Raw genomic sequence first — 18,807 nt, 5'->3', positions numbered from 1 at the left:
GGGGCTGGCCTCACATAGGGTGGTTGGAGGCGATTTCCACGGGCGCGGGGCCCAAGTTCCGCTGGTATATCAAGCGCGCGCCGGATTGTGGGATCCTTGCAACAGGCCGGCGCCGGCCCCTTCGACAGCCGAATTAAGCCGCCCTTAGCGAATGCTCCCTAGGCTCGCGGCCGTCCATTTTCCTGCTCCCGGCCTCCCCAACCCCTGGGCCGGTCGTGTTGCAGTCAGTCAGAGCGTTTCCGGATGGAGCAGCCCGTCAGGCAGTACGATCGGAGCGAGGCCGCGCCGCAGGCGACGATCGCGCCTGCCCGTACCCTCGTCATCGATCTCGAGGGCGCGCTGCTGCGCTCGGAGCTGCTGATGGAGGCGCTGTTCTCCGCCCCTGCGCGCATGCTGGCCCGCTTCGGCGCCGGCGGACGCGCCGGCATGGCGGCACTCACGGATATTCTGGCACGCGCCGAGCTCGACTACGCCCACCTTCCCTATGATGCCGACGTGCTGAACCAGGCGCTGGTGGCGCGGGCGCGGGGCGAGCGGATTTTTCTGGTCGCGGGCCGCTTCGCCGATCATGCCGCCGGCATCGCCGCGCATCTCGGCTTTGACGGCGTCGTGACGCCGGCCGATCTCGCCGCGGGCGATCATCTGCCGTTCGATCGCGCGTCGATCGAGCGTATCGCGCACCGAAGCAGCCACCGCGCCAGCCTGAAGATCTGGGCCAAGGCGCTGCGGATCTATCAATACGCCAAGAACACGCTGGTGTTCGTGCCCGTCATCACCGCGCATCAGCTCAATCCGGCCACGCTCGGCTCGACGCTGCTGGCGTTCCTGGCGTTCTCGGCCTGTGCGTCGGGCGCCTATCTGATGAACGATCTGCTCGACCTCGCCGCCGACCGCCAGCATCCGACCAAGCGCCATCGCGCGCTCGCGGCGGGCGACTTGCCGATCTCCTCCGCGCTCACCGCCATCCCCGTGTTGTGGGCTTTCGCCGTCGCCGCCAGCCTCTGCATTTCCGTCACTTTCCTCGGCGTGCTCGCCGCCTATCTCGCCACCACCATCGCCTATTCGCTCGTGCTCAAGCGCAAGATGCTGGTCGACGTCGTCACGCTCGCCGGCCTCTACTCGTTGCGCATCGGCGCGGGCGCAGTCGCGGCCGGTGTCATGCTGTCGGAATGGCTGATGGTGTTCTCGCTGTTCGTCTTCACCTCGCTCGCGCTGATCAAGCGTTTTAGCGAACTCAGCATGCGCGAGGGCGCAGGGCTCTCTGATCCGTCCAACCGCGACTACCGCATCACCGATCTGCAAATCATCGCCGCCATGGCCGCGGCGAGCGCCATGAATGCCGTCACCGTGTTCGCGCTCTACGTCTCGTCCTCCGCGGTGACGCCGCTCTACAGCCGTCCCTGGATGCTCTGGCTGCTCGCGCCCCTGCTGCTCTACTGGTTCGGGCGTGCCCTGATGATCGCGCATCGCCGCGAGATGCCCGACGATCCGATCATCTACGCCTTCCGGGACGGCGCCAGCCGCACCACGGTGGCGGCGATGGTCTGCATCATGCTGGCGGCGATCTGAGCCGGTGCTATCCGCGCTTGCGCAGGCCTCCGGCAGTGGATACATCGCGGGCTATCCAATTTGCTGACGATATCGACGCGACCGATTCGATTAAGGGTTTGAAACGCCATGACCGTACGCCTGCATCGCGGTGACCTGCCCGATCTCTCCCGCTACACCGGCGCGGTGGCGATCGACACCGAGACGATGGGGTTGAACCCCCACCGCGACCGTCTCTGCGTGGTCCAGCTCTCGCCCGGCGACGGCAGCGCCGACGTGGTGCAGATCCCCAAGGGCCACACCGATGCGCCGAACCTGAAGGCCCTGCTGGCCAATCCCGCCATCACCAAGATCTTCCATTTTGCGCGGTTCGACGTCGCGGTGCTGTACCAGAGCTTCGGCGTGATGACCGGGCCGATCTACTGCACCAAGATCGCCTCTCGCCTGACCCGCACCTATACCGACCGCCATGGCCTCAAGGACCTCGTCCGCGAGGTGCTCAATGTCGACCTCTCCAAGCAGCAGCAATCCAGCGACTGGGGTTCCGACAGCCTGACCGAGCCGCAGCTCGCCTACGCCGCCTCCGACGTGCTGCACCTGCACGCCCTGCGCGAGCGGCTGGATGCCATGCTGGTCCGGGAGGGCCGCACCGCGCTCGCCAAGGCCTGTTTCGACTTCCTGCCGACCCGCGCCCTGCTCGACCTTCAGGGCTGGGAGGAAGAGGACATTTTCGCGCATTCCTGAGCCCGCTGGAGGCGGTTAGGTTCAGGCTGCCGCCCCGTTTCGGACACTTTCGTCCGGCCTGTCGCAGGCTGCATATCGTGGCGATGCCGGGTACAATGGCGCGCCTCTCGGACCGGAAGGCGAGCGACTCTCTGGAGCAGCGGTGAACTCGGCCCAGTTTTCCACCTACGACGCCGCGCTTGCGGCGAAGTTTGCCAGCGCGGCGCGCCACAGCCGCCTGGTGCGGATTCTGCGCATCGCCGTGCCGGTGACCGTGGTTCTCTCCATGGCCTCGATCGTCGCGGTCTCCACCTTCCTCAACCCCTTCACCATGATCCCCGTGAAGGTCGATTCCGGAAACATGGTGGTGACGGGCACCAAGATCACGATGGAATCGCCGCATCTGTCCGGTTTCACGCCGGATCAGCGGCCCTACGAGCTCTGGGCCAAGACCGCGACGCAGGACATCACCGATCCCGACCATGTCGACCTCAATGACCTCAAGGCGAAGGTGCTGATGGAAGACCAGTCGACGATCTTCCTGGATGCTCGCACCGGCCGCTTCGACAACAAGCAGCAGCAACTCGACCTGCACAAGGACGTCTTCGTGCGCACCTCGACCGGCTACGAGGCGCGGTTGAACTCCGCTTTCGTCGACATGAACAAGGGCACGGTCTCCTCGGACGATCATGTCGACGTCAAGCTGACCAACGGCACGCTCACTGCCGATCGCTTGCGCATCACCGAGGGCGGCGACGTCATCCGCTTCGAAGGCAATGTCGTGATGCATCTGGACAAGATCAGCACGGATGATGCTGCGCCCGCGCCGGTCGAGCAGCCCGCGCCGGCGCCTGTGCCTCCGCCTGCGAAGTCCAAGAACAAATCTGCGAACTCGAAGTGATTTTCATGGCTCATTTTTTTCCGCGCAACGACAGCAAGCGTCGCGCCATCGTCGCAGCGCTCATGCTTGGCGGCGCGGCGCTGATCGCGACCGGTGCCGCCGTCGCGCAAAGCACCATGTCAGGCGTGCCCAACGCGATGCAGGGCTTTTCGCAGAACCGCGACCAGCCGATCCAGATCGAGGCCGCCTCGCTCGAGATGCGCGACAAGAAGAAGGAAGCGACCTTCTCCGGCAATGTGAAGGTCGTGCAGGGCGACACCACCATGACCTCGAAGACGCTGGTGGTGTTCTACGAATCCTCTGGCGACAAGCAGGCCGCGCCGCCGGCCGAGCCGGCCAAGGGGACCAAGGCGGCGGCCAAGGGGACAGGAGCGGGGACGGGAGCAGCGGCGGGAGCGGGGGCGCCGATGCAATCGGCGACACCGGGGCCGGGCGGCGCCTCCTCGATCAAGCGGCTGGAAGCGCGCGGCAACGTCGTCGTCACCCAGAAGGACCAGGTGGTGACCGGCGAGACCGCGGTGTTCGACACCAAGACCAACCTCATCACCATGCTCGGCGGCGTGGTGCTGACGCAGTGCCAGAACGTGCTGCGCGGCGACCGCCTGATGGTCGACATGACCACCGGTGTCTCCCGGGTGGAATCCGACAGCGGCAAGGTGCAGGGCCTGTTCATCCAGTCGCAGGGCGGCGGCAACGGCAAATGCGGAACGCCCGTCGCGCCTGGCGCGGGCGCGCCAATGCAATTGCCCGGTTCAGGTAAACAAAAGTAAATTCCGAGAGTAACTTCAAAGACTTGGCTCAGATGCGGCCGATCCGAGGTTGAAGCTTGCCCGGCGAGACTGTATCTAGCGGCAGGGCTTTCGAAGCGGCGTCCGCCGCTTTTCGGGCCTGTTTCACTGGGCATGAGACATCCCTACATTCATGCTGCGTCGGCGAAGCAAGAAGCCGGCGTGGCAGACCGCGCGATGACCGCGCTGGATCCGTGGAAGGCTAGAAGGCGGGGATGGTCGATCTGTTCAGCATGTTCCGTCGGCGCCCCGCCAAGCGCGGCCGGCCAGGATTTGCCCGTCAGGACATCACCGCGCTCGGTGACAGCGTCGGCGGCCTGGTGGCGAGCCCGGTGCGGGACGCACCGCCGATTGCCCGTGACCAGCCGATGCAGGCCCCGGACCCCTATGGCGTCGAGGCGCCGCCGCGGGCGCGTCAGCCGGCTGCTCAACCGCCCAAAGCCAGACCCGTCGCGAAGCCTGCCGTAAAGTCCAACGGCACGGGCGCGCCGCAGCTGTTGCGTCGGCCGGGCTTCCTGGCTGTGCATAGCGTGGAAAAGAGTTTCGGCAGCCGCCAGGTCGTGCGCGGCGTCAGCATCTATGTGCGCCGCGGCGAAGCCGTCGGCCTGCTCGGTCCGAACGGCGCCGGCAAGACCACCGTGTTCTACATGATCACCGGCCTGATCAAGGCCGATCGCGGCGCCATCGAGCTCGACGGCCACGACGTCACCAAGCTGCCGATGTATCAGCGCGCCCGGCTCGGCATCGGCTATCTGCCGCAGGAAGCCTCGATCTTCCGCGGCCTCACCGTCGAGCAGAACATCCGCGCCGTGCTCGAAGTGGTCGAGCCCTCGCGCAAGAAGCGCGAGCAGCAGCTCGATTCCCTGCTCGACGAATTCAACATCACGCGGCTGCGGAAATCGCCGTCGATCGCGCTGTCGGGCGGTGAGCGCCGCCGCGTCGAGATCGCGCGCGCGCTCGCAACGCGTCCGAACTACATGCTGCTCGACGAGCCCTTCGCCGGCATCGATCCGATTGCGGTCGGCGACATTCAGGACCTCGTGCGCCATCTCACCAATCGCGGCATCGGCGTGCTCATCACCGACCACAATGTGCGCGAGACGCTCGGTCTCACCGACCGCGCCTACATCGTCTATGCCGGTGAAATCCTGACGGAGGGGAGCCCGGACGAGATCGTCGCCGATCCGGATGTGCGCCGCCTTTACCTTGGCGAGGAATTCCGCCTCTAGCCCTTTTTTCCATTTCGTCAAGGCGTGTACATCGGGCCAGGACTAAGATAAGCAAGAATCGGACCAATTTTCGGGAACGGTTCTTGTTAGATGGCGCTTACGCAGAGATTAGAGTTCCGGCAATCGCAGTCGCTGGTCATGACGCCGCAGCTGATGCAGGCGATCAAGCTGCTGCAATTGTCCAATCTCGATCTCACGACCTTCGTGGAAGAGGAGCTCGAGCGTAATCCCCTGCTGGAGCGGGCCAATGACGAGGCCCCCGGCGGCGAGGCTCCGGCCGAGGCCGGCCAGTTCAGCGACCACGATGGCGATGATTCAGGCAGCCAGGGTGACGGTCATGGCGCCGATGACGGTTTTGGCGGCAGCGGCAACGCCTTCGAGCCCGGTCAGGAAGAATGGATGAGCAAGGATCTCGGCACCCGCGCCGAGATCGAACAGACCCTGGACACGGGCCTGGACAACGTCTTCTCCGAGGAGCCTGCCGAGGCGGCGGCGCGCAACGCCCAGGACTCGGCACCGACCACCTACACCGAATGGGGCGGCGGCGCCTCCGGCGACGAGGACTACAATCTCGAAGCCTTCGTCGCGGCGGAAACCACCCTCAGCGACCATCTCGCGGAGCAGCTCTCGGTCGCCTTCACCGGCGCGGCCCAACGCATGATCGGGCAGTACCTGATCGACCTCGTCGACGAGGCCGGCTATCTGCCGCCCGATCTCGGCCAGGCTGCCGAGCGGCTTGGCGCAACGCAAAAGGACGTCGACGACGTTCTTGCCGTGCTGCAAAAATTCGATCCGCCCGGCGTCTGCGCGCGCAGCTTGAGCGAATGCCTGGCGATCCAGCTCCGCGAGCTCGACCGCTACGATCCCGCGATGCAGGCGCTGGTCGAGCATCTCGATCTGCTTGCCAAGCGCGACATCGCCGCGCTCCGCAAGCTCTGCGGCGTCGACGACGAGGACATCGCCGATATGATCGGCGAGATCAGGCGGCTCAATCCCAAGCCCGGTATGAAGTTCGGCTCGGCGCGGCTTCAGACCATGGTGCCGGACGTCTACGTTCGTCCGGGTCCGGACGGCGGCTGGCATGTCGAGCTCAACAGCGACACCTTGCCGCGCGTGCTGGTCAACCAGACCTACTATTCCGAGCTGTCGAAGAAGATCGGCAAGGACGGCGACAAATCGTATTTCTCGGACGCGCTGCAGAACGCGACCTGGCTGGTGCGCGCGCTCGACCAGCGCGCCCGCACCATCCTGAAAGTTGCGACCGAGATCGTGCGCCAGCAGGACGGCTTCTTCACCCATGGTGTCGCGCATCTGCGGCCGCTCAATCTGAAGGCCGTTGCCGACGCCATCCAGATGCATGAATCCACGGTGTCGCGCGTCACCGCCAACAAATACATGGCGACGAATCGCGGCACATTCGAATTGAAATATTTCTTTACGGCCTCGATCGCCTCGGCCGACGGCGGCGAGGCGCATTCCGCCGAAGCCGTGCGTCACCACATCAAGCAGCTGATCGATTCGGAGGAGCCGTCCGCGATCCTGTCTGATGATACCATTGTGGAACGCTTGCGCGCTTCAGGCATTGATATTGCCCGCCGCACGGTCGCGAAGTACCGCGAAGCCATGCGCATTCCGTCCTCGGTGCAACGCCGCCGCGACAAGCAGAGCGCTCTTGGTAACGTCCTTTCAACGGCGATGTCCGATCGCTCCCGCAACACCGAACCGGCCTGATTGCGCTGGCGCAAAATCGCGCTACTCTCATCCCCCCATCGCGACCGATCCAAGCTGGGCAACCAAGCGAGGCATCACATGACTCTTCGGATTTCGGGCAAGAGCGTCAGCGTCGGCGAGGCCCTGCGAGGCCGCGTGACCGACCGGACTGAAGAGGTCCTGCGCAAATATTTCGACGGCAATTATTCCGGCCACATCACGCTGTCCAAGGACGGCTTCGGCTTCCGGACCGATTGCGCGCTGCATCTCGATTCGGGAATAACGCTGGAGGCCGATTCGAACGCGCAGGACGCCTATGCCAGCGCCGACCAGGCGCTGATCATGATCGAGAAGCGGCTCAAGCGCTACAAGAGCCGGCTCAAGGACCGTTCGGCCCGCAAGGCCCACGTCGCCTCCGCGGCGCTGGCCGCGCTGGACGCGACGGCTTACGTGCTGGAGGCGCCGGGGGAGGGCGACGACGAGGACGAGGTCACCGGCTACAGCCCCGTGATCATCGCCGAGGCGACGACGTCGCTGAGGCAGATGTCGGTCAGCGAAGCCGTCATGGAACTCGACCTCAGCGGAGCACCCTGCCTGGTATTCCAGCACGGCTCCTCGGGCCGGGTGAACATCATCTACCGGCGCGCCGACGGCAATGTCGGCTGGATCGACCCGCCGGGTACCAAATCCGGGGGGTAGGAAGCCCCGTATCAACCACAGGTCTTAACAATGACCGGGGCAAAGCCGCACGCGGGAGTTGGCACCGGGATTGCGTTGGAGTAGAAGCGCCCCACATCAGGACGTAACGGGACTTGGGCTAAGTCCCCCTCCTGCTTCACCTTCTTGACGCCGGCCGGGCTCGACCTAATCGAGACGGCCAATTCGGAACCTGACGGTTTAATTCACCTCGGAACACTTCCATGCCGATTACCGATCTGGTCGCGCCCGAGGCGATTCTCCCGGCATTGAAGGTCAACAGCAAGAAGCAGGCGCTCCAGGAACTCGCGGCCAAGGCCGCTGAGCTGACCGGCCAGAACGAGCGCGCGGTGTTCGAGGTGCTGCTCCAGCGCGAGAAGCTCGGCACCACCGCGGTCGGCTATGGCGTTGCCATTCCCCACGGCAAGCTGCCCAAGCTCGAGAAGATCTTCGGCCTGTTCGCCCGGCTCGATCGCCCGATCGATTTCGAGGCGATGGATGGCCAGCCGGTCGACCTCGTCTTCCTGCTGCTCGCCCCCGAAGGCGCCGGCGCCGATCATTTGAAGGCGCTCGCCCGCATCGCCCGCCTGCTCCGCGACCAGGACATCGCGAAAAAGCTCCGCGCCTCGCGCGATGCCCAGGCGATCTATTCGGTGCTGGCGCTGCCGCCGGCGACCGCGGCGTAAGGCCGCTTTCCTTCCCCGCCGAGCCACGAAGCCGGATCGAAGCCGCGCTGCGACACGCGCGCGGATCGTCGCGGTCTCGCGATAGCCGAACAGGCGTCGCGAAATTTTTGCGCTTGAGACGGGCGGCACATTGTCCGGCGCCGGGGTCCGCTAGAAGTCGTTCAGCGACACGATTGGCAATGAACGGACATGATGCGGAATGGAATGCGCCGCCGCTTGCGCGCGGCGCTGCTGGGCACGGCGGCAAACGGCGCGCTCGGGCTGATGGCGCTGCAGCCGGCGCAAGCCGGACCGGGCGCCTGCACCACGGTCGGAACCACCGCCAGCTGCACCGGCGATCAATCCGGCGGGATCGGCGCTGCTGACTTCAATCAAGCCACGGTCGATACGCTCAACGTCAATTCGCTGACGACCAAGATCACGCCGGCTACGGGCACGTCCGGCATCGATTTCGAGCGCGGGAGCGGTGACGTCACGATCAACAGTGACATGACGCGCTATTCCATCGCCGTGACCGGAACTGCCGACGGCATTCATGTCTCGTCCTTGGCGACGGGATCGTGGGAAACCGGGGTGTTGACGATCAACCAAGCGGGCGACATCAGCTCGGCCGGCGGTTTCGGCATCTACGCGTTCACAGGTGGCATTTTCGGCACCCTTGGCCTCAACATCACCAGCAGCGGCACGATCACAGCATATCGTGATGGCATCAACACCGGTACCCATGCCAGATTTACCGGCGGTGATATTACCATCGCGCACGGCGGCGACATTAGCTCCAGCATTGGTAGCGGCATTTTTGCCGTTTCGTACAGCGCAGGCATCACCGTCAAGGATGTCGGAAACATCAACGCGCAGGGGGCCGGGATCTACGCAGAAGGCAACCTTGGCGTTAGGGTCGAAAGCACTGGGAACATTGTCGCCGCCACCGGCATTATGGCCGGGTCACAGTTTAGCGATATAACGATCGCGCAGAACGGAAGCATCACGGCCACTCAATACGGTCTTGTCGCGCAGACGCCGACGGGTGCCTCCCTGACAATCACGCATGATGGCGGTGATATCTCGTCCGGTGGTACCGGCATCTTTGCGACGAGCCTCGATAACTCAAGCATTACCAACCACGGCAATCTTGTCGCCCGTGACTACGGAATTATCGTGAGCGGCGGGGGCGATGTCACGATCAACAGCATCGGCGACATGACCGTGAGCAACGGCTCCGGCATGTATATCGTATCACAGCGAGCTATCTCGATTACCAACCGCGGAAACATCCGCGCCGCCGATCACGGCATCTATGCGACCATGTTGAATGTCTTCGGCTTCGTCGTCGCGGTCGACAGCATTGCCGACATCACCGCGTCCGGCGGCGCAGGAATTTTTGCATACTCCGCCGTCGGCTATACGACGGTCACCAGCCGTGGAAACATCAGCGCGCATGACGACGGCATCCACGCCGAGGCCGGGGGCGACGTCACGGTGAATAGCATCGGCAACGTCACCTCGCTCGCCGCGAGCGGCATCTATGCCGGCGGTGGCGGCAATGTCGCCGTCACGGTCAATGGCGGCGCGATATCGGGCGCGTGGGGCGTCTATCTGAACGGCGCAACCAATACCTTGACCATTGGCGCCACGGCATCGGTCGCGGGAAGCCTTTACGCCGTCATCGGCAACAGCGGCGACCATACGGTGAACAATTCCGGCATCGTCAGCGGCAGTGTCGCGTTCGGCGCGGGATCGAACGCCTTCAACAATCTCGCGGGCAGCGTGTTCAACAGCGGCACGACGGTCGATCTCGGCGCCGGCAATGTGCTGAGCAACAGCGGCACGCTGGCTCCATCAGGCGTCGGCACGGTCGGTACCACGACGCTCACGGGCAATTTCGTGCAGGGCGCGGGCGCGCAATTCATCGTGGACGTTGACCCGACCGCCCACACTGCGGATCGGCTCAACGTCAGCGGCACGGCGGGCCTCGCCGGCAAGGTGGTGGTGGATCCGCTGACGCGCCTTGCGACGACGACGACCTACACCATCGCGACCGCGGGCACGGTCAATGGCAGCTTTTCCGGTGTGGACTTCCTGATCGCCAACAGTTTTGCGCGGAACGCGCGGCTGAGCCAAGTCGGCAACGACGTGCTGCTGACGCTCGATCCCGGCCTGCTGTCGTACTCGCTGCCCGGCAATGCCAGCGTCAATCAGCGCAACGTCGCCGCGGGTATCGATGCTCCCTTGATCGGCGGCGCGGTCCTGCCGGCCGGCTTCACCCCGCTGTTCGCGCTGGCAGGCACGCCGCTGCTCAATGCGCTGACACAGGCCTCGGGTGAAACGGCAACCGGTTCGCAGCAGGCGACGTTCAGCGCCATGAACCAGTTCATGGGCGTGCTGACCGACCCGTTCGTGGCGGGGCGCGGTGATCCGCGCGCGTCCGGTGGCACGACCGGCTATGCGGCAGAGGACAGCGAGGCGCTCGCTTACGCCGGTGGCCGCAAGGGCGCCGACAAGGGTGCCGAGCGGGAGGCCTATGCGGCGATGTCGCGCAAGGCTCTGTTGGCCCAGAGCTTCGAGTCGCGCTGGAATGTATGGGCCGCGGTTTTTGGCGGCTCTCAGACCACCGATGGCAATGCGACGCTCGGCTCGAACAGCGCGACCAGCCGCATTGCGGGCACAGCCGCTGGAGCCGACTACTGGATCTCCCCCTCTACCGTGGCCGGCTTTGCGCTTGCCGGCGGCGGCACCAATTTCTCGGTCGCCAATGGCGGCACCGGCCGCTCCGACCTGTTTCAGGCCGGCGCTTTCATCCGCCACAATGCAGGTGCGGCCTATGTCACGGGCGCGCTGGCCTATGGCTGGCAGGACATCACCACCGACCGCACCGTCACCATCGCAGGCGCCGATCACCTCCAGGCCCGCTTCAACGCGAACGCCTGGTCCGGCCGGCTCGAAGGCGGCTACCGTTTCGTCGTGCCTTCGATCGGCGGCGCCGGCGTCACGCCCTATGCGGCAGCCCAGTTCACCAGGTTCGACCTGCCGGCCTATGCGGAACAGGCGATCACGGGCAATAGCACCTTTGCCCTTGGCTATGGCGCCAAGAGCGTCACCGACACCCGCAGCGAACTCGGCCTGCGCACCGACAAATCCTTTGCGATGGCCGATGGCGTGGCCACTCTGCGCGGCCGCATCGCATGGGCCCACGATTTCAATCCCGATCGTTCGATCGGCGCGACCTTCCAGGCGCTGCCGGGCGCGAGCTTCGTCGTCAACGGCGCAGCGCAGGCCGCCGACGCGGCGCTGGTCACGGCCTCAGTGGAAAAGACATGGCTGAACGGCTGGTCTGCGGCTGCGACATTCGAAGGCGAATTCTCCAACGTCACGCGCAGCTACGCCGGCAAGGGCGTGGTGCGCTATGCGTGGTGAGAGCGGCGACGGATCCCGCTTCCTTCGTGAATGCGCGCTCGTGCGCTTCAGCAGATCGTCGGCATCAGGCGCCGGACTTCGTCGAGCAGTTCGGGCGTCGCCGTCTTGTCACCCGCGAGGTGCCTGAGCAGCGCGCTCTGGAATAGACCGTCGAACAGCGCATAGAGCGCAGCCGGTGACGACGCCGGTCTCTTGCCGCCGAGCTCGGCATAGCGCGAGGCGATGCGCCAGATCATGGCTTCCAGGCTCTTGTCGATCTCGAGCACATCCTTGCGGAACGCCGCCTCGAACATCGCCTGCGAGCGCAAATCGTACCAAAGACGGTGCATGCGGGCCTCGCTCTGCAGCGTTGCTGCGAGCTTGGCGAGGAAACCCTCCGTCAATTCGTCGCGGCTCGTTGCCGTCGCGACGACATCGTCGTATCGCGTCACGCACTTCGCCTTGTAGTGGCGGACGCAGCAACAGATCAGGTCGAGCTTGTCGCTGAAATAATAGTGGAACACGCCGTGCGTGAATGCGGAGTTTTGCGCGATTTCGCGCAGGCTGGTGCGTGCGAAGCCGAGCTCGCCCAGGGTTTCGAGCGCAGCCTCCGCCAGCTCGATCCGCCGCGCGTTGAACTTGTCGTCCCGCACGACCTCCACCACGGCCTCACGCTTCACCGCTCCTGTCGCTCGCCGCGCCATTGTCGCGCTGTCTCCCGTCTCTTCGTTGCGACGATCACATTGTCCGTCATCGCCTACAGACCATCCTCTTTGACAACTGTCAAATTTTGCCTTGACAACTGTCAAGCTCCGGGAGGAGGGTGCGCGCCAAGAATTTGGACAGTCGTCAAGACGCCAACAAATGGAGGAAATGCCCCCCACCGGCGCCGCGCCGCCGGAACGGACTCGCATGCCGTTGCGCCATTGCGCCGGCACCGTGCTGCGAAGCGCAGCACGCACCGATCATCAGCGACAAGATCAGTCCAAAAGATCAGCAAAGGGAGGATGTGCGATGAGTGAGAAGAGTCTTGATGGCCGCAAAGCCCTGGTCACCGGCGGAGCCCGCGGGATAGGCGCCGCGATTGCGAATGCACTCGCGCAATCCGGCGCGGCGGTCATGATCGGCGACATCCTCGATGACGTCGGCAAGGACAGCGCCGGCCAGATTGCCAAGCTCGGTGTGAAAACCGGCTTCGTGCATCTCGACGTCACCGACGATGCGCAATGGGAGAAAGCGGCCGCTGCGACGATCGCAACCCTCGGCGGCTACGACATCCTGATCAACAACGCCGGCATCGAAATCACGTCGCTGATCTCCGAGGTCAAGGCCGAGGACGCGCGGCGGATGTGCGACGTCAACATCGTCGGCACCGTGCTCGGCATGAAGCACGCCTTCCGTGCCATGCGTCCGGGCGGACCGGCGGGCAAGGGCGGCGCCGTCGTCAACATCGCCTCGGTCGCGGCGACGATCGCCTTCCCGGCCATCGCGGTCTATTCGGGCACCAAATCCGCGGTCGATCGCATGACGCGGGTGGGAGCGATGGAGGCCGGCAAGCTCGGCTTCGGCGTGCGCGTGAACTGCATCTATCCGGGCCTGATCCCGACCGACATGGGCATGCAGCTTGCCAATGACATCGTGAAGATCGGGCTCGCGCCCGACGTCAACGCCGCGGTCGGCTCGGTGGTGGAGCAGACGCCGCTCGGTAAGCTCGCCGAGGTCAGGGACATCGCCGACGCTGCTGTCTTCCTGTGCTCGGACCAGGCGCGCTTCATCACCGGCATCGGCCTGCCGGTCGATGGCGGCATGGGCATGTAAGCGCGGACGATCAACAACAAATCCTTCGGAGGAACGCAATGAGCAAGAAGCCCGTCATCGTCTACGGCGCGTCCGGCTACACCGGCCGCCTGGTCTGCGAATACTTGCGCGAGTACAATATCCCCTTCATCGCCGCCGGCCGCAGCGCCGAGAAGCTCAACGCCGCGATGAAATCGAATGTGGCCGGCATCGAGACTGCCGACTACGAGGTGGTGGAAGTGCCGCACACCGTGAGCGCGCTGACTGAACTGTTCAGGGGCGCCTCGGTGGTGCTCAACACCGTGGGCCCGTTCGCCAAGTTCGGCACCGAGGTGGTGCAGGCCTGCGCCGCTGCCCGGTGCCACTACACTGACACCACCGGCGAGCAGGACTGGCTGATCACGCTCGAACAGGAGTTCGGCGCAAAGTTCGCCAATGCCGGGTTGCTGTTGGCGCCAGGCATCGCGCAGATGTACACCACCGGCGAGATCGCAGCCCAGCTGTGCCTGGAGACGCCCGGCCTCGACACGCTCGACATTGCCGTGTTCTGGGGCGGCAGCCCGACCATCGCATCGACGCAGACCATCCTGGTCAACGCTGCGATGGCCAAGGCCTACTATCTGGAGCAGAACAAATACGTCGAGCATCAGCCCGATGCCGGGCTCTACAACCTCGCCATCCCCGGCCAGCACGAGCTGGCGCTGGCGCTGCCCTGGGGCGGCACTTCGCACCCGGTGTGGTTCAAGCGCGATCCGCGCGTGGCGAACGTGAAGGTGCTCGGCGGCGTGTTCAATCGCGCCCTGATGCTGGGCGTGCCGCAGATCGTCGCCGGCGCGCTGGAGGCGACCAAGAACATGAACCCCGACGACCGCTACGCCGCGTTGGCGCAGACCGCGGCCAGCGTGATGAACACGATGCCGCCGCGCGAGAACCCTCGCGTCAACAAGTCGCTGGATTCAGTGCATGCCTCCGGCCCGCTCGGGCGCGCGCACTGCGTCATCAACGGCAACAGCAACTACAAGCAGACCGGCATGCTTCAGGCCTATGCGGCGGCACATCTGCTGCAGCAGCCGCCGAAGCGCGTCGGCTTCGCCTCCGGCTGCCAGGCGTTCGGCCATCACGAGCTGCTCGGCCAATTGCGCAGTTTTGGCCTTGTCGGTAAGCCGATCCTGACCGTGCACGATTAGGGATGTGGTGCGACGGCGATCTTTCTTCACCTCTCCCCGTCGGGGAGAGGTGAACCTTCACCGCGGCCCGCGTCTAACCAACCTTACGCCGCTTCGGAGGCGACCATGCGCTTCATCGATTACCTCGACAAAGGTGCTTCGCTCGGCGCCGACGCGCCCTGCCTCACCATGGACGGACGCGATCTCAGCTATCGCGAGGTGCAACAGCTGAGCTATCGGATCGCGCGTGGGCTCGACCGCTCGGGCATCGCGCCCGGCGAGAAGGTTGCGATCCTGTCCGGCAACGACCCGCTTGCCTTCTCCTGCGTGTTCGGCATCTCGCGCGCTGCCGCCGTCTGGTGCCCGATCAATCCGCGCAATGAAGCGGCCGAGAACAAGTTCATCCTCGACGGGTTCGATTGCGGCCTGCTGCTGTTCCACTCCAGCTTTGCACCGATGGTCGAGGCGGTCAGGCCGGAGCTGCCGAAGTTGCGCGCACTCGTCTGCCTCGACGCCGAGTTACCCTTCGCGCCATCCTTCGACAACTGGCTCGCCGGCCTCGACGACGGCTTTTATCAGCGCGAGACCATCGACGATCTCGCGATGATCCCGGGCACCGGCGGCACCACCGGCAAGCCCAAGGGCGTGATGCTGTCCGGGCGCAACATCGAGACCATGACGGCGCTGACCCTGATGGGCTATCCCTTCAAGGGCCGGCCGGTCTATCTCGCGCTCGCGCCGCTGACCCATGCGGCCGGCGTGCTGTGTTTCCCGATCATGGCGCTCGGCGGTCGCATCGTGATCATGCATCACCCCGATATCGGCGAATTCCTCGATTTGATCGAACGCTACCGGGTCACGCACACCTTCCTGCCGCCGACCGTGATCTACATGCTGCTCGATCATCCCAAGCTCGACTCCGCGAAGCTCGAGTCCCTGCAATGCTTCTGGTACGGCGCGGCGCCGATCTCGGCCACGCGGCTTGCGGAGGCGCTGCGGCGTATCGGGCCGATGGCGCAGTTGTTCGGTCAGACCGAAGCGCCGATGATGATCTCGATGATGGCACCGAGCGAGCATTACAATGCCGACGGCGCCATCGCGATGGAGCGTCTCGCCTCGGCCGGGCGGGTCAGCCCGCTGGTGCAGGCGGGCATCATGGATGGCGACGGCAATCTGCTGCCGACCGGCGCGCGCGGCGAGATCGTGGTCCGCGGTTCGCTGGTGATGGACGGCTACTACAAGAATCCGCAAGCCACGGCTGAAGCCTCAGTGCATGGCTGGCACCACACCGGCGACATCGGCTACCTCGACGACGACGGCTACCTCTATATCGTCGATCGCGCCAAGGACATGATCATCACCGGCGGGTTCAACGTTTACTCGATCGAGGTCGAGAACGCGCTGCGGGCGCATGAGGCGGTGCAGGATTGCGCCGTGATCGGGCTGGCGGACGAGAAATGGGGCGAGCGGATCGTCGCCGTAGTGCAGCCCCGCGCCGGCCATCGGATCGACCCCGTGGCGCTCGCCGCCTTCGTCAAGGGACAGATCGGCAGCGTCAAGACGCCGAAGCAGATCGAAGTCTGGGACGATCTTCCGCGCTCCAAGGTCGGCAAGGTGCTGAAGCCGGACATCCGCGCGCGATTGACCTGATCGAGCGTGCCCCTACGCCTCGGTCATTCCGGCAGTCCAGCCCGCCGCAGGCCTTCGCCATAGCGCCAGGCATCGTCGGGGCGCCGGTAGGGGCCGAAGATCGCCTCAAGGTTGGACACGCGCTCGCCGGGGTTGATCTGGAGCAGCCGGGCCACGGACTTCTGCGCGGAGCCGAGCTCCCCGGCGAACGCATCGGCGGCTGCGCCGATGCGCAGTGCCGGCAACAGTCTCGGCGTGCCGCGCAAGGCTGCGTTGGCCCAGGACGAGGCTTCCGCGTAGCGGCCGGCGAAGAAGTGCGCGTGGGCGGTGGCGACCTGCATCAGGGGCATCAGTGGATCGACCGGGCTGAGGCGCATTGCATACATCAGATGCGCGACGGCGGCCTCAGGCTCGCCCATCCAGCTCTTGATGAAGCCGGCGAAATAGGAGGCCCACATCATGTTGGGATTGACGGCAAGCGCCTGCGCGATGCACGCGGCACCGGTGTCGAGATCGCGCACGACATAGGAGAGCGCGCCGGCGCTCGTGGCGAGCGCGAGCGCGTCGTCGCCGCCGAGGCGAATGGCGTTCCGCGCCAGCCGATCGGTCTCGGCGATGTCGCGCGCGAGATCGTCGGTGGGCCAGCGATTGGTCCTGTCCTTGACGTAGCAATAGGCGGCCATGCCGTAGGCGGCCGCGAACTCCGGATCGAGCTCGATCGCACGCCTGAACATCTGCAGGGCCTCGACATTGGCCTCGCGGATGGTGAAGCGATAGATCGCCGCCGTGCCGCGCAGATAATATTCGTAGGCGCCCAGGCTCTCCGTCGGCTTGCGCTTGGCGCGCTCGATCGCGGAATGCTCGAGCTTCGGCACCAGGAGCCCCACGACCTGCCGCGCGATCTGGTCCTGCAAATCGAAGATATCCTCGAGCGCGCCGTCGAACCGGTCGGCCCACAGATGCGCGCCGGTCGACGCATCGATGAGCTGCGCGGTGATGCGGACGCGGTCGGCCGATTTGCGCACGCTGCCTTCGAGCACGAAGCTGACGCCGAGCTCGCGGCCGATCTGCTTCACATCGACGGCGCGGCCCTTGTAGGTGAAGCTGGAATTGCGCGCGATGACGAACAGCGAGCGGAAGCGCGACAGCGTCGTGATGATCTCCTCGACGACGCCGTCGGCAAAATACTCCTGGCTTGGATCGCCGCTCATGTTCTGGAACGGCAGCACCGCGATCGCCGGTTGAGCCGGAAGGGGAGGCGCGTCGGTCGCGGCGGGAGGCAACGCGGCGACGGAGGTCTGGTGGTCTGGACTCACCGGACCGACAAACCGGTAGCCGTATTTCGGCATGGTCTCGATCCAGCGTTCGCCGCCCGGCTCTTCTTCGAACACGCGGCGCAGTGCGGCGATCTGCACGGGAAGATTGCTCTCCTCGACGATGAGGCCGGCCCAGGCCGATTTGATCAGCGCATCCTTGGAGACCGGCGTTCCCGCGCGCTCGACGAGCACGCGCAGCACGGCGAGGGCGCGCTGGCTGATCGCGACCGGTGCGCTGCCGCGAAACAGGAGTGCGGCGTCCGCGTCGAGCCGGAACGGGCCGATGATGTAGCTCGTAGCCATGGCGCAATGCTTAAGAACTTTTTCAGAACGACACCATGACTTTCGGCCCGGCCAGGCGCAGATATCTGGCCATTGCTTGCAGCGCTATTCGATCCGGCCGGATTTTCGGTCGCAAAATCAAACAGGTGCAACGCGTCGTCTCGGCCTCGATCAGGGACAGGTCGAAGTTGTATCGGGATTCGTCGCGCGCATTGGCCACCCACCGGAAGACGACAGGAGGACCTGCCTCATGGCACTCGCACTCAACGACATGGCGCCGGATTTCGCGGCGCAGACCACCGAAGGCGATATCCGCTTCCACGACTGGATCGGCGATTCCTGGGCGGTGCTGTTCTCGCATCCGAAGGATTTCACGCCGGTCTGCACGACCGAGCTCGGCACCATGGCCGGTCTGAAGGGCGAGTTCGACAAGCGCAATGTCAAGATCATCGGCATCTCGGTCGATCCGGTCGAGAACCACGACAAGTGGAAGGGCGACATCCACAAGGCCACCGGCCATGCCGTCAATTATCCGATGATCGGCGACCGTGATCTCAAGGTCGCAAAACTTTTCGGGATGCTGCCGGCTTCGGCCGGCGACACGTCGGAAGGGCGCACGCCGGCCGATAATCAGACGGTGCGCTCGGTCTTCGTCATCGGCCCCGACAAGAAGATCAAGCTGGTGCTGACTTATCCGATGACGACCGGGCGCAACTTCCGGGAAATCCTGCGCGTCATCGATTCCATGCAGCTCACGGCCAAATTCCCGGTGGCGACGCCCGCCGACTGGACGCAAGGCGAAGATGTCGTGATCGCGGCGTCGGTGTCGGACGAGGAGGCCGCCAAGCGTTTCGGCTCCTTCGTCACCGTGCTGCCCTATCTGCGCAAGGCAAAGCTACCGGCAGCCTGATTCGAACCTGGCGGGCGCTACCTCTTCGTGGTC

General features: G+C 65.0%; 15 protein-coding genes. 13 read left to right on the top strand and 2 right to left on the bottom strand.

Annotated elements, in window-relative coordinates; genetic code table 11:
• Positions 1–243 precede the first annotated feature (243 nt).
• From QA645_RS00630 to QA645_RS00590, 9 genes are all read left to right on the top strand, one after another.
• Complete coding sequence (locus QA645_RS00630; RefSeq protein ID WP_283047486.1) at positions 244–1,569, top strand: UbiA family prenyltransferase; 1,326 nt, start codon at positions 244–246, stop codon at positions 1,567–1,569.
• 108 nt (positions 1,570–1,677) lie between these two features.
• A complete protein-coding gene (locus tag QA645_RS00625) occupies positions 1,678–2,292 on the top strand; it encodes a ribonuclease D (RefSeq protein ID WP_212328139.1) in 615 nt (204 codons plus the stop codon).
• A gap of 142 nt (positions 2,293–2,434) precedes the next feature.
• Positions 2,435–3,172, top strand: a complete 738-nt coding sequence (gene lptC, locus QA645_RS00620) for an LPS export ABC transporter periplasmic protein LptC (RefSeq protein WP_283047484.1) — start codon at positions 2,435–2,437, stop codon at positions 3,170–3,172.
• A gap of 5 nt (positions 3,173–3,177) precedes the next feature.
• On the top strand, positions 3,178–3,942 hold the full coding sequence (locus QA645_RS00615; protein WP_283047483.1) for an LptA/OstA family protein: 765 nt from the start codon (positions 3,178–3,180) through the stop codon (positions 3,940–3,942).
• Between the two features lie 233 nt (positions 3,943–4,175).
• Positions 4,176–5,189: an LPS export ABC transporter ATP-binding protein gene (gene lptB, locus QA645_RS00610; RefSeq protein WP_254127293.1), complete on the top strand. Its 1,014-nt coding sequence runs from the start codon at positions 4,176–4,178 to the stop codon at positions 5,187–5,189.
• A gap of 90 nt (positions 5,190–5,279) precedes the next feature.
• Positions 5,280–6,920: an RNA polymerase factor sigma-54 gene (gene rpoN / locus QA645_RS00605; RefSeq protein ID WP_283047480.1), complete on the top strand. Its 1,641-nt coding sequence runs from the start codon at positions 5,280–5,282 to the stop codon at positions 6,918–6,920.
• A gap of 78 nt (positions 6,921–6,998) precedes the next feature.
• Entirely contained in the window at positions 6,999–7,598 is a 600-nt protein-coding gene (gene raiA / locus QA645_RS00600; RefSeq protein ID WP_254127289.1) for a ribosome-associated translation inhibitor RaiA, read from the top strand.
• Positions 7,599–7,819: 221 nt separating this feature from the next.
• On the top strand, positions 7,820–8,281 hold the full coding sequence (gene ptsN / locus QA645_RS00595; RefSeq protein ID WP_063681444.1) for a PTS IIA-like nitrogen regulatory protein PtsN: 462 nt from the start codon (positions 7,820–7,822) through the stop codon (positions 8,279–8,281).
• 189 nt (positions 8,282–8,470) lie between these two features.
• Positions 8,471–11,695: an autotransporter domain-containing protein gene (locus QA645_RS00590; RefSeq protein WP_283047473.1), complete on the top strand. Its 3,225-nt coding sequence runs from the start codon at positions 8,471–8,473 to the stop codon at positions 11,693–11,695.
• 47 nt (positions 11,696–11,742) lie between these two features.
• Here the strand turns inward: QA645_RS00590 and QA645_RS00585 are convergent, their stop codons facing one another.
• Positions 11,743–12,378 (bottom strand): TetR/AcrR family transcriptional regulator, encoded by a 636-nt coding sequence (locus QA645_RS00585; RefSeq protein WP_254127285.1) that lies wholly within the window; start codon positions 12,376–12,378, stop codon positions 11,743–11,745.
• A 310-nt stretch (positions 12,379–12,688) separates the two neighbouring features.
• Between QA645_RS00585 and QA645_RS00580 the strand changes: the two genes are divergently transcribed.
• From QA645_RS00580 to QA645_RS00570, 3 genes are all read left to right on the top strand, one after another.
• Entirely contained in the window at positions 12,689–13,492 is an 804-nt protein-coding gene (locus QA645_RS00580; RefSeq protein WP_254191159.1) for an SDR family oxidoreductase, read from the top strand.
• 38 nt (positions 13,493–13,530) lie between these two features.
• The gene (locus tag QA645_RS00575) at positions 13,531–14,658 is read left to right on the top strand and encodes a DUF5938 domain-containing protein (RefSeq protein WP_283047471.1); all 1,128 of its coding nucleotides are present in this window, start codon (positions 13,531–13,533) and stop codon (positions 14,656–14,658) included.
• Positions 14,659–14,763: 105 nt separating this feature from the next.
• On the top strand, positions 14,764–16,287 hold the full coding sequence (locus QA645_RS00570; RefSeq protein ID WP_283047469.1) for an AMP-binding protein: 1,524 nt from the start codon (positions 14,764–14,766) through the stop codon (positions 16,285–16,287).
• Between the two features lie 23 nt (positions 16,288–16,310).
• On the opposite strand, the gene QA645_RS00565 is transcribed toward QA645_RS00570, so the two are convergent.
• A complete protein-coding gene (locus QA645_RS00565; protein WP_283047467.1) occupies positions 16,311–17,885 on the bottom strand; it encodes a winged helix-turn-helix domain-containing protein in 1,575 nt (524 codons plus the stop codon).
• Between the two features lie 229 nt (positions 17,886–18,114).
• Here QA645_RS00565 and QA645_RS00560 point away from each other — a divergent pair, with 229 nt between their 5' ends.
• A complete protein-coding gene (locus QA645_RS00560) occupies positions 18,115–18,774 on the top strand; it encodes a peroxiredoxin (protein ID WP_283047465.1) in 660 nt (219 codons plus the stop codon).
• The last annotated feature ends 33 nt before the right edge of the window (positions 18,775–18,807 follow it).

The sequence above is a fragment of the Bradyrhizobium sp. CIAT3101 genome (genome assembly GCF_029714945.1).
In the GTDB taxonomy this organism is placed as follows: domain Bacteria; phylum Pseudomonadota; class Alphaproteobacteria; order Rhizobiales; family Xanthobacteraceae; genus Bradyrhizobium.
The sequence above is the reverse complement of the archived record's forward strand: the minus strand, read 5'-3'. Positions and strand labels throughout refer to the sequence as shown.

What these genes read in the sequence shown, in the direction of transcription:
- QA645_RS00585 (WP_254127285.1), bottom strand. Translation starts at nt 12,378, where the DNA reads ATGGCGCGGCGAGCGACAGGAGCGGTGAAGCGTGAGGCCGTGGTGGAG.
- QA645_RS00625 (WP_212328139.1), top strand. Translation starts at nt 1,678, where the DNA reads ATGACCGTACGCCTGCATCGCGGTGACCTGCCCGATCTCTCCCGCTAC.
- QA645_RS00570 (WP_283047469.1), top strand. Translation starts at nt 14,764, where the DNA reads ATGCGCTTCATCGATTACCTCGACAAAGGTGCTTCGCTCGGCGCCGAC.
- QA645_RS00580 (WP_254191159.1), top strand. Translation starts at nt 12,689, where the DNA reads ATGAGTGAGAAGAGTCTTGATGGCCGCAAAGCCCTGGTCACCGGCGGA.
- QA645_RS00575 (WP_283047471.1), top strand. Translation starts at nt 13,531, where the DNA reads ATGAGCAAGAAGCCCGTCATCGTCTACGGCGCGTCCGGCTACACCGGC.
- rpoN (WP_283047480.1), top strand. Translation starts at nt 5,280, where the DNA reads ATGGCGCTTACGCAGAGATTAGAGTTCCGGCAATCGCAGTCGCTGGTC.
- QA645_RS00560 (WP_283047465.1), top strand. Translation starts at nt 18,115, where the DNA reads ATGGCACTCGCACTCAACGACATGGCGCCGGATTTCGCGGCGCAGACC.
- QA645_RS00615 (WP_283047483.1), top strand. Translation starts at nt 3,178, where the DNA reads ATGGCTCATTTTTTTCCGCGCAACGACAGCAAGCGTCGCGCCATCGTC.
- QA645_RS00590 (WP_283047473.1), top strand. Translation starts at nt 8,471, where the DNA reads ATGATGCGGAATGGAATGCGCCGCCGCTTGCGCGCGGCGCTGCTGGGC.
- raiA (WP_254127289.1), top strand. Translation starts at nt 6,999, where the DNA reads ATGACTCTTCGGATTTCGGGCAAGAGCGTCAGCGTCGGCGAGGCCCTG.
- ptsN (WP_063681444.1), top strand. Translation starts at nt 7,820, where the DNA reads ATGCCGATTACCGATCTGGTCGCGCCCGAGGCGATTCTCCCGGCATTG.
- lptB (WP_254127293.1), top strand. Translation starts at nt 4,176, where the DNA reads ATGGTCGATCTGTTCAGCATGTTCCGTCGGCGCCCCGCCAAGCGCGGC.
- QA645_RS00630 (WP_283047486.1), top strand. Translation starts at nt 244, where the DNA reads ATGGAGCAGCCCGTCAGGCAGTACGATCGGAGCGAGGCCGCGCCGCAG.
- QA645_RS00565 (WP_283047467.1), bottom strand. Translation starts at nt 17,885, where the DNA reads ATGGCTACGAGCTACATCATCGGCCCGTTCCGGCTCGACGCGGACGCC.